Source organism: Candidatus Seongchinamella marina (genome assembly GCF_026262685.1).
Lineage (GTDB): Bacteria > Pseudomonadota > Gammaproteobacteria > Pseudomonadales > Halieaceae > Halioglobus > Halioglobus marinus.
Genome location: NZ_SHNP01000006.1, coordinates 224282 through 232269 on the forward strand (window position 1 = coordinate 224282; position 7988 = coordinate 232269).

Sequence of the window (7988 nt, forward strand, 5' to 3'; positions counted from 1 at the left end):
CTAACCAGAGCCAACTTACCCTGCAAGGCCCGGGGCTGGCGCCGCCCGCCCGGCTCCGTGATAATAGGCCTTCCTGGTTACAAGTGAGTCCGTTGTGAGCCCATTCAATACCATCAGCCTGGTTGGCATGCCCGGCACAGGCAAAAGTACAGTGGGAATATTACTTGCCAAGCTGACCGGCCTTCGCTTTGTTGATACTGACCTTGATATCCAGGTGCGGGAAGAAGCAACGCTTCAGGAAATACTGGAGCAACACGACTATCGCTACTTGAGGCAGGTGGAAGAGGACGTGCTATTGAATCTTCGACTTGATCACGCTCTGGTTTCCACCGGGGGCAGCGTAGTTTACAGCGCGCCCAGTATGGCTCGACTCAAATCACTGGGACCGGTCATCTATTTGAAAACAGAGCTGGCAACGCTGGAGGAACGGGTGGCAGCTGCACCCTTGCGCGGAATCGCCAGTGATGGAGAGCAAAGCTTCGCCCAGGTTTATGCCGAGCGCACTCCGCTTTACGAGCGATACGCTGATTACATTCTAGTCACCGGCGATAACACCCCCCAGCAAGTGGCCACCGCGGCTTTGCAACTTTTGCCCCGTAACTAGTCATCAAACCAAACTCTCGTTAAGCGGCCGCACCTCGCCGGCCGCACCTCGCCGGCCACGACCGCACGCGTGCATCATCGCGACGCACTGGGTGATTGAGCTAAAAACCCTCACGTTCAGGGCCTTGAATGCCTGGCACAGTCCTTGCTCTATTCAGCGCAGGGTGGCCCGCCAACCCGAGAGCCAGGGACGGTGCGACAAGGATGTCGATGCGAGGGCTGAGAGAGCCATGGATGGCAGCGGGTCACCCTATCTTTCTTGTAAAAAGTCGCAAAAAAAAAGTTTCCCAGGACCGAAATATTTGATTTACTCCGCCTTGAGACAGAACTGTTTCTGTCTGATGTGACCTAGTGTAAGTCATCGGGAGGTGATTTATGGGAGAGCGCAACCAGGAACCGAGCTCCTCTGAGCCGATAGAAGATATTTTCGAGCCTATGCTCGGTGATATCGTCGAAGAGGAATTCGCCGATATGTCCCCCGTTTCCAGCGACAAGCAACGGCTGGCGCAAAAGCGCCGCCGTGCCGAACAGCGTCTGGAAGAGAAACGTCTGCGGGACGAACTGGGCTACTACGACCTGGAACTGGACGACTTCTAGGGCCTCAGCCCTGGGTTCGCCAATTCCGGACGCTGTATACGCTGCCGATTTCAGCGGTGGCCGGCTTTTTATTCACTTCGTTATTTGGATCGCCCCACCCATTTACCCAACACTCTGCCCGCAATTCAACTAATAAAGCACTTTAGAACTGGATTCTGTCGCGCTAGCATAGACCTACCAATCAAGGAGATCCTCGACCAATGGCAGAAATCAAAAGAGAAGTCAGGCCAGTTGAAGTCAACTATGTTTGTGATGCCTGCGAAAAAGGCATGATGACCAAGTCAGGTGAAATGGACATGCAAACGGGTGAAATAGAACACAGCTGCTTGATCTGTGACCACAGGCAAAGCTTCCGGTGGCGAAGTTACCCGCGCATTGATTACGTTGGCCTTGATGAAAGGATCTAAGGATAGTTTGGCGACGGACATCCGGAGGGCAACGACTAAAGTCGACCCTGAAGCTGAGTTAATCCGGCCTCGCTCGCCTCAAACACGCCATGCTCTGTCACCAAACCACGCACCAGTCGAGCGGGCGTAACATCAAAAGCGGGATTAGCGGCCTGAGTGTCGGCAGCAGCAAGATTCACTTCCAGGCCCTGTCCCGCATAATCCACACCAGCAATCGTCAACACTTCCAGTGAATCTCGCTCCTCAATGGGTATCTCCTGCCCCGTGTCACAGCGCCAATCGATAGTCGACTCGGGAAGCGCAACGTAGAAAGGAATGTCATTGTCTTGCGCTGCAAGCGCTTTCAGGTAAGTGCCCACTTTATTGCAGACATCGCCATTGGCCGCGGTGCGATCAGAACCGACGATAACGCAGTCGACCTTACCTTCACGCATCAGTTGGCCACAGCTATTATCGGCCACAACCGTGCAGGGCACACCCGCACGCTGTAACTCCCAGGCGGTAAGATTCATTCCCTGGTTGCGTGGGCGGGTCTCAGAAACCCAGACGTGCACTGGAAGGCTTGCGCCTTGTATATTGGTGCCAGCGCCGTACCCCATTGTATGGTCGCCAGCCAACCGGCATTGCAATGGGTCATAATATTCAAGGCCTCGCCATGGGGAATATCCCGCAGTAGGCCAAGTCCATTTTCGCCAATCAAGGCACAGTTATCGATATCAGCCTGGCGCATAGCGATAGCCTGCTGGCGGGCAGCAACTGCACGGTCCCCCTCCACGAGGGAACAAAGATGACGCTCCATAGTTTCCAGCGCCCAACGCAGATTCACGGCCGTTGGCCGGGTGGCCATCAGGCTGGCGCTGGCGGCAACCAGATTAGTATCAGAGGGATTTTCAGCGACTGCATGAGCCAAGCCAAATGCGGCGGTAATCCCAATCAGTGGGGCGTGCATTACGCTAATAGCGTGGCAGTAAGCTTCAAGTGAATCGAGGTGGACCCAGTGGAGTGTATGAGGGAGCAACGTCTGGTCGATAATTTCGACGGCGCCGGACACCGTATCCCAGCGTAAACTGGAAAGGTCATCGCTACTGAGCATGGCTTCCCTCAGGCGGTTGCAGGATTTTCCTGACTGGTTTCGGCCTGCCATTCAAACACATTGAGCTCGATAAAGATAAAGGCGAACAGCCACAATGCAGCATCCCAGAAATCAAGAAAGTCTCCAGCCACGCCCCAGTATCCGGCACAGGCAAACAGGGCCCCGTACACGACATACTTGATCATCAGGGTAAAGCGCATGATCTGATCCGAGAGGTTGCCACGCAGCTGCAGCCTGACTTCAATTTCAAGCAGTATCACCACCAATAACCACGACGCTGAGTTGATGACATCGGTCCAGCCCAACCACCTGACGCTCTGTAATACATCACCGCTGCTCACGATATTGAAGTCGCCCATCTGGTAGACCGGGCCCGCCAGCGCGGCACAATTTGCAACGCTGAGAGGTTCATATTCATCGATAGTCACTAGCAGAGACCAGCCCTGCTCAAGGCTGGCACAAGCATCAAAGGCAGCAAGTGAAGTTACCTGATATAAAGCGACCAGTTCCGCGTAATAGCCGGTAAAGGCATAAAAAACAGCTGCATAGCAAACCAGGCGCAAACCGTGCAGGCTCCACTTGACCGAACCACGAATCTTGTCATCGTCCAGAACTGAGGTTTCCAACTCAAACAGCAAGAGCAGCAAGACCCAGGCTGCTGTATCGATGGTTGCCGAAAAGACCTGAATAATCTGACTCAGTTCAAAACCGTCAACAAAGGTATGCTCCAGCGCACTCAGCTCTTCCTGTAAGAACAAATAGATATTGAAACTGAGCAGCACATAAACCAGATACTTGACCCAGACAAACAAGCGGTAGCTCGTCTGGCTGGTGCCCACTATACCATCACTATCCTTGCTACTCATGCTGTCGCCACAACTCCAGTCATCATACCTGCAGCAGCAGGTGTTCCCGCTCCCAGGAAGAAATCACCCGATTAAATTCTTCGAATTCATCGCGTTTCACAGCGGCATACCCTCGAAGGAACAACTCTCCGAAGACCTCACAGACTTCCGGAGATTTATTAAGATTGCGCAGGCCTTCTTCAAGCGTTCGTGCAACTTCAATCTCGCTTTCGTTGGCAGTGCCCTCGTGAGGATCACTGGGTTTGAGTTGTTGCTTCATGCCGAGATAGCCACTGGCAAGACTGGCTGCAAAGGCCAGGTAGGGGTTCACATCCGCCCCGGGAAAGCGGTTTTCAACCCGTGTCGCTGCTGGGCCACTTTGAGGAACACGGAATGCGGTAGTTCGGTTATCCAGCCCCCAATTGAGGTTAATGGGCGCAGAGATATCGGGGGCCAAGCGCCGATAGGAATTCACATTGGGTGCATAAAAGCTGATCAGTTCTGGTGTATAACGCTGCAAGCCGGCGATGTAGCTCATGAAGGCTTCAGAATGCTCGCCGTTGCCGTCAGTAAAGACATTCTCTCCGGAGTCTTTGCGTAACAGACTCTGGTGAATGTGCATGGCGCTGCCGCACTCATTCTGCATCGGCTTAGCCATAAAGGTGGCATACACCCCGTGTTTATGCGCCGCCTCGCGGACAGTGCGCTTGAAGGTAAACACTTGGTCTGCCAGGTCCAATGCGTCTCCGTGGAGGAAATTGATCTCCATCTGAGCAGCACCATTCTCGTGAATCAGGGTGTCTACCCTAAGCTTTTGGGCTTCGGCGTAGTCATACATATCCTCAACGAAGTCCTCAAACTCCGCCACCGCGTCAATGCTGTATGAAAGACGAGAAGTTTCCTTGCGACCGGAGCGACCGTAAGGCGGCGTCAGTACGTTGTCCGGCTCAGTGTTTCTGGCCACCAGGAAGAATTCGACCTCTGGAGCGACAACAGGCTGCAACCCCTCGGCTTCATAGAGATCAAGAACCTTACGGAGCACGTTTCGAGTCGATAGCGGATGGGGCTTGCCATCCATGGTGTAGCAGTCGTGAATAATCTGGGCGGTAGGCTCGCGCGCCCAGGGTACAAGGCGCATGGTGGAGGGGTCAGGCACCAGGATCATGTCGGCATCGGTGGGTTCAACCAGGTCCCAGTGTTCGTCGGAATACTCACCAGTGACACTCTGCACCATGATACTTTCGGGTAGCCTCGGCTCACCCATCTCTAGAAACTGGTTTGCGGGAATGAACTTGCCGCGGGCATTGCCCGTCATGTCCGGTACCAAACACTCCACTTCGGATATTTGGTGTTGCTTCAGCCAGTCCTTGATGACTTGCGTATCGGTGCTCATAAAGTGTCCATGCTGCCCAAAAAAGCGAGTATCGCGGCGAAACCCGCACTGTTCAAGGACTTTGGGTCTAAGCTAACCCTAATGTGTTATGACTTAAAGGGGCCCCAAAACGGTATATTGCCGCCATGCAAAATACTTCTCATGTCGATTCCTGGTACGCCGCTTCTGCTAACCAGCAGCTCTCCTTCCCACCACTGCAAGGAGAAGTGTCTGCTGACGTCTGCATTATTGGCGGTGGCTACACCGGCCTCTCCTCTGCCATCCATTTGCGCAAAGCGGGATACAGCGTTGCCCTGCTGGAAGCCAACAAGATTGGCTGGGGCGCCTCCGGCCGTAACGGCGGGCATGTGGGAACAGGGCAACGGGCGGACCAGGAAACCCTGGAAAAACTGGTTGGTTTGGACCATGCCAAGGCGCTTTGGCAGTTAGGTCTGGAAGCCGTAGATACCGTATGCGACCTGGTCAGTGAGTTTCAGATCGACTGCGAACTGAAGACCGGCAATTTGCATGTCGCCTCCAAAGCCAAAGAGCAGCCCTGGCTTATCGAGGAGGCAGAGCACCTGCAGAAGGTTTACGACTACCAGCAGATTCGCTATGTGGATTCCTCTGAACTGGCGGATATGACCTCGGGTCAGGGCTTTCACGGCGGAGTTCTTGATGAAGGGTCGCGCCACCTTCACCCGCTCAATTACGCCCTGGGTCTGGCCAAGGCAGCCGACACCCTGGGAGCTGAACTATATGAGGGTAGCCGGGTACTTTCTTATACTGAGGGTCATCAGGTATGCGTGAAAACGGATAGCGGTACGGTAAAGTCCAAGTACCTGGTGCTGGCCTGCAACGGTTATCTGGAAAAACTGGAACCGCGCACCGCCGGGCGCATTATGCCCATTAACAACTACATGCTGGCCACCGAACCGCTGCCTGAGGCACTGGCCAGACGCCTGATTCGAGACGACACGTCCATGTCCGACAGCCTGTTTGTCATCGACTACTGGAAACTGTCCGCAGACAATCGCATGCTCTTCGGCGGTGGAGAATCTTATAGCCGCAGGTTCCCGGCCGACATAGGCAATTTCGTCCGCAAATATATGCTGCGAATATACCCCGAACTCGAAACCACTCGCATCGACTATGGCTGGGGGGGCACACTGGCCATTACGCTGAACCGTATGCCCGACTTCGGCCGTCTGTCCTCGCAGGTTTTTTATGCCCACGGTTATTCAGGCCACGGCGTTCCGACGGCGACTCTGGCTGGGAAACTACTTGCGGAAGTCATCGCCGGCAGTGCAGAACGCTTCGACGTGATGGCAAGCGTACCTTCGAGAACCTTTCCTGGCGGCACCCTGCTGCGCTGGCCCGGACTAGTGGCCGGCATGTTGTTCTACAGCTTGCGAGATCGGCTGGGCTGACTCAAGCCACAAGCAACTGATAGAATGGTCATCCGTTGTTGACCCCGGGAAAAATGCATTGATACCCCTGTCTGAACTTCATGCCGAAAGCGACTGGCAAGTAGAATTGCAGGCAGTGGTCCGCTCAGGGCGTCAGCTGCTGTCTCAATTGGGACTGGATGCACAAGCGGTTGGGTACTCAGAACTTGCCGGTGAAGATTTTCCTCTCAAAGTTCCCCAGAGTTTCATTTCGCGCATGACTCATGGAGACCCCGACGACCCGCTGCTGCGGCAAGTGCTCAGTGTTAGCGCCGAATTGCTGCAAGTGCCGGGTTTCGGAGATGACCCGGTTGGTGAAACCAGGGACAACATTACTCATCCCGGTGTCATCCAAAAATACCATGGGCGCGCTCTGCTTATTTTAAGTGGCGGTTGTGCAATCAATTGTCGTTACTGCTTTCGCCGCCATTTTCCTTACAACGAAAATCGAAATAGCCGCGAGGAGTGGTTACACGCGGTACGGCACATCGCCGATGATCCGAGCATCAGTGAAGTAATACTGAGCGGCGGCGACCCTTTACTGGTGTCCGATCAGCAATTAAAGAGCCTGGTTGGTCAGTTGGCAGCGATACCCCACCTGCAGCGGCTGAGAGTGCACAGCCGTTTGCCCATCGTGCTGCCCAGTCGCGTGACCGCAGGTCTTGTGAATGCCCTCGCCGGCACCCGCCTACAATCAGTGTTGGTTGTCCACAGTAATCACGGCAACGAAATCAATACTGAAGTGAAAAATGCCCTGCGAAAACTATCGAGCGGGAAAATCACCCTGCTGAACCAGGCAGTCCTTTTGGCTGGTATCAATGACACTGAAGACGAACTGGCAGACCTCAGTGAGCAATTATTTACCGCCGGTGTCTTACCCTATTACCTCCACCTTTTGGACAGAGTTAGAGGCGCTGCTCACTTTGAAGTGACTGCCAGGCGCGGACTTGAGCTCATTACCCAGTTGGAAAACCGCTTGCCAGGCTACCTCGTTCCCCGTCTGGTCAGGGAAGACGCCGGTGAGCCTGCCAAAGCCAGGGTAACCGCAGCACCATAGGGTCTTCGCCAGTACAAATCGTCCTGAGAAGGTCGGTGCGAGATGGCCTGCCAGCACTCGGGCAGTCGCTTCCAAGTCCAGATATTCAATCAACTCACCGTGGGCCAACGCCTGATGCAGGTTTTGCTTTAGCAGGCGCACGCTGTTTCTGAGCAGGTCTATACACTCGGAAAGTTTAGGTAAGATATTACTGTAGGTAAGTTCAAATCCTGGCCCAAAAGGTCCGCTTTCGCCTACAAACGGTCATACCGGTTATACTGATCCTGAGGGCCGCTTCCGTGTAACTTGCGACCTTTCGGTTATGTTATGGTCTAAGTTCGACTTCGGCTAAGACGAACCACTGTTATCCTCATGCATGTGATCGGGCGTTTTGAGTTTTACAGATTTTACGTGGGAGCCACGGTACCCTCTAATGTACAGGAGAATCACTAAAAATAGCGCAGGTCTCTAGGCATTGCGGAGCTAGGGAACTTGTGTGTAGTTGTGATTTCACGCCCGAAGATCGAGAGTTAAAAAAATATGAAAGAAGAATGCTTCATGAAAGCCGAGGTTGCTGCGGAAAAGTA

Annotated in this window: 9 protein-coding genes; 5 read left to right on the forward strand and 4 right to left on the reverse strand. The window is 54.0% G+C overall.

Annotated elements, in window-relative coordinates; all coding sequences use genetic code 11:
* The first annotated feature begins 94 nt into the window (after positions 1 to 94).
* From EYC87_RS16880 to EYC87_RS16890, 3 genes are all read left to right on the forward strand, one after another.
* Complete coding sequence (locus tag EYC87_RS16880) at positions 95 to 604, forward strand: shikimate kinase (RefSeq protein ID WP_279253901.1); 510 nt, start codon at positions 95 to 97, stop codon at positions 602 to 604.
* Between the two features lie 374 nt (positions 605 to 978).
* Complete coding sequence (locus EYC87_RS16885) at positions 979 to 1200, forward strand: PA3496 family putative envelope integrity protein (RefSeq protein ID WP_007230187.1); 222 nt, start codon at positions 979 to 981, stop codon at positions 1198 to 1200.
* 200 nt (positions 1201 to 1400) lie between these two features.
* Positions 1401 to 1607, forward strand: coding sequence for a hypothetical protein (locus EYC87_RS16890; protein WP_007230162.1), 207 nt, complete (start codon positions 1401 to 1403; stop codon positions 1605 to 1607).
* A gap of 35 nt (positions 1608 to 1642) precedes the next feature.
* Here EYC87_RS16890 and EYC87_RS16895 read toward each other — a convergent pair whose 3' ends face one another.
* The 4 genes from EYC87_RS16895 to EYC87_RS16910 are packed head-to-tail and all read right to left on the reverse strand — an operon-like array spanning position 1643 to position 4938.
* Positions 1643 to 2119: a hypothetical protein gene (locus EYC87_RS16895; protein ID WP_279253902.1), complete on the reverse strand. Its 477-nt coding sequence runs from the start codon at positions 2117 to 2119 to the stop codon at positions 1643 to 1645.
* Positions 2116 to 2751 (reverse strand): hypothetical protein, encoded by a 636-nt coding sequence (locus EYC87_RS16900; protein WP_279253903.1) that lies wholly within the window; start codon positions 2749 to 2751, stop codon positions 2116 to 2118. Before EYC87_RS16900 ends, EYC87_RS16895 begins: the two co-directional genes overlap by 4 nt.
* Entirely contained in the window at positions 2709 to 3566 is an 858-nt protein-coding gene (locus tag EYC87_RS16905) for a hypothetical protein (RefSeq protein ID WP_279253904.1), read from the reverse strand. Before EYC87_RS16905 ends, EYC87_RS16900 begins: the two co-directional genes overlap by 43 nt.
* Before the next feature lie 22 nt (positions 3567 to 3588).
* Entirely contained in the window at positions 3589 to 4938 is a 1350-nt protein-coding gene (locus EYC87_RS16910) for a glutamine synthetase family protein (RefSeq protein WP_007230169.1), read from the reverse strand.
* Positions 4939 to 5063: 125 nt separating this feature from the next.
* On the opposite strand from EYC87_RS16910, the gene EYC87_RS16915 reads away from it, so the two are divergent.
* Positions 5064 to 6347, forward strand: a complete 1284-nt coding sequence (locus EYC87_RS16915; RefSeq protein ID WP_279253905.1) for an NAD(P)/FAD-dependent oxidoreductase — start codon at positions 5064 to 5066, stop codon at positions 6345 to 6347.
* A gap of 58 nt (positions 6348 to 6405) precedes the next feature.
* Positions 6406 to 7422 carry an EF-P beta-lysylation protein EpmB gene (gene epmB / locus EYC87_RS16920; protein ID WP_279253906.1) on the forward strand — a complete coding sequence of 339 codons (1017 nt, stop codon included), beginning with the start codon at positions 6406 to 6408 and terminating at the stop codon, positions 7420 to 7422.
* Positions 7423 to 7988 lie beyond the last annotated feature (566 nt).

Bases quoted from the DNA above. Each gene is read 5' to 3' on its own strand.
- EYC87_RS16890 (WP_007230162.1), top strand. From the start codon at position 1,401: ATGGCAGAAATCAAAAGAGAAGTCAGGCCAGTTGAAGTCAACTATGTT.
- EYC87_RS16915 (WP_279253905.1), top strand. From the start codon at position 5,064: ATGCAAAATACTTCTCATGTCGATTCCTGGTACGCCGCTTCTGCTAAC.
- EYC87_RS16900 (WP_279253903.1), bottom strand. From the start codon at position 2,751: ATGGCAGGCCGAAACCAGTCAGGAAAATCCTGCAACCGCCTGAGGGAA.
- EYC87_RS16910 (WP_007230169.1), bottom strand. From the start codon at position 4,938: ATGAGCACCGATACGCAAGTCATCAAGGACTGGCTGAAGCAACACCAA.
- EYC87_RS16905 (WP_279253904.1), bottom strand. From the start codon at position 3,566: ATGAGTAGCAAGGATAGTGATGGTATAGTGGGCACCAGCCAGACGAGC.
- EYC87_RS16895 (WP_279253902.1), bottom strand. From the start codon at position 2,119: ATGAATCTTACCGCCTGGGAGTTACAGCGTGCGGGTGTGCCCTGCACG.
- EYC87_RS16885 (WP_007230187.1), top strand. From the start codon at position 979: ATGGGAGAGCGCAACCAGGAACCGAGCTCCTCTGAGCCGATAGAAGAT.